A 1692-nucleotide genomic window follows, 5' to 3' on the forward strand; every position below is an offset into this window, starting at 1 on the left:
TGACCTTCCCCCCGATATCCGGGCCATTGCGAACTGGAGTTTTCCACCTTTGAATGAACGAAGGAGGAAGACCCATGAAGCGGAAGCGTTTCACTGAAGAACAGATCATCGGCGTGCTGAAGGAGAGCGAGGCCGGAGCCAAGACGGACGACATCTGTCGGCGTCACGGCATCAGCTCGGCCACGTTCTACTCCTGGCGGAAGAAGTACGGTGGCATGGATGCGTCGGAGGCCAAGCGGTTGCGCGAGTTGGAGGTCGAGAACGCCAAGCTCAAGCGGATCGTCGCGGATCAGATGCTGGACATGTCGTCGATGAAGGAATTGCTGGCAAAGTGAGCCTGTGAACGCCACTGGTTTGAGAGAACAGGCGAACGGTGACCCCCATGGCCAAGCGCAAAGCTGTGGGTTTCTTGATGAGCGAGATGGGCCTGAGCGAACGCAGGGCCTGCCGGATCGTCGGGCTGGCGCGGTCGGTGCAGCAGTACCGGCCTCTGCCCAAAGATGACGCCGCTGCGATCAAGCGCATGAAAGAACTGGCGTCGGAGAACCGGCGCTACGGCTATCTGCGCCTGCACGCCATGCTCCGGCGGGAAGGGCTGGTCGTGAACCACAAGCGGACCTATCGGCTCTACACCGAGCAGGGCTTACAGGTCCGCACAAAGAAACGTCGCAAGCTGCCCAGGCGCGATCGCGTCGCTCCTCAAGTGCCCGAGAGGGCCATGCAGCGATGGTCGATGGACTTCGTTGGCGACCAACTGGCGGATTGCCGACGCTTCCGCGTGCTGAACATCGTAGACGATCACAGCCGGTTCTGCCCCGGCCAGATTGTCGACGTGTCGATCCCAGGTGCCAGGGTGGCACGGTTCCTCGACGACCTGGCTCTGCGGTTTGGGCTGCCAGAGGAGATCATCCTCGACAACGGCCCTGAAGGCACCAGCAAGGCGATGTTCGACTGGTCCGAGCGGTCCGGCGTGCGACTGCGGTTCATCGAGCCCCCTCTCGGCGAATGCATGCATTCGCCTGCCGGCAACGGGGCAAACCGGTCTAGAACGCCTTCGTCGAGAGCTTCAACGGCAAATTCCGCGACGAATGCCTGAACCTGCACTGGTTCCGCTCCTTGCGCCATGCCCGCGAGGAGATCGGCCGCTGGCGCCACCACTACAACACCGTGCGCCCGCACTCAGCGCTCGGATATCTATCCCCAACGGAGTTCTTGACAAAAACCACCGCGCCAGCGCTTGAGACTCTTGCGGTTTCCACGCTGTCGCTCAACACTCAAAACCAACCGGAAGATTCCAGATCAAACCGGCCCTAGTCGAGGGGGAAGGTCAAAGTGATGACGATGGCTGAGACAACACTTCAGGAGCACCGGAGTGCGATCAGTATTCTGATGACGTGGCCAGGACTATTCGATGGGGAACAATCAGAGGCCCACAACAAAGTTCACGCGTTGATTGGTTGGCACCAAATTCAGATCGCGAAGCTTGCTCAGCAGGATCTGCCGCCCAATATGATAGCGGCGGTGAAGAACGATCTGAAAAGGGCAGGGCGGGCCTTAGATCGCAATACGTTTAATGGCTTCAAGCCGCATGGATAGCCCTCCACCCTCACCGTAGGCAGGGCGCTCTGTCTTGTGGCCCATTATGTCGGCGCGGACACGCTCATCAACTCCAGCCGCCAATAGGGCATCTTC

At 59.9% G+C, this 1692-nt stretch carries 1 protein-coding gene and 1 pseudogene; both read left to right on the forward strand.

The window, feature by feature from the left end; all coding sequences use genetic code 11:
* The first annotated feature begins 74 nt into the window (after positions 1–74).
* Positions 75–1314, forward strand: a pseudogene (locus AC6RA4_RS25390) (IS3 family transposase).
* Between the two features lie 21 nt (positions 1315–1335).
* Positions 1336–1596, forward strand: a complete 261-nt coding sequence (locus tag AC6RA4_RS25395) for a hypothetical protein (RefSeq protein ID WP_500165089.1) — start codon at positions 1336–1338, stop codon at positions 1594–1596.
* The last annotated feature ends 96 nt before the right edge of the window (positions 1597–1692 follow it).

Source organism: Salipiger sp. (genome assembly GCF_059781815.1).

What these genes read in the sequence shown, in the direction of transcription:
- AC6RA4_RS25395 (WP_500165089.1), top strand. Translation starts at nt 1,336, where the DNA reads ATGACGATGGCTGAGACAACACTTCAGGAGCACCGGAGTGCGATCAGT.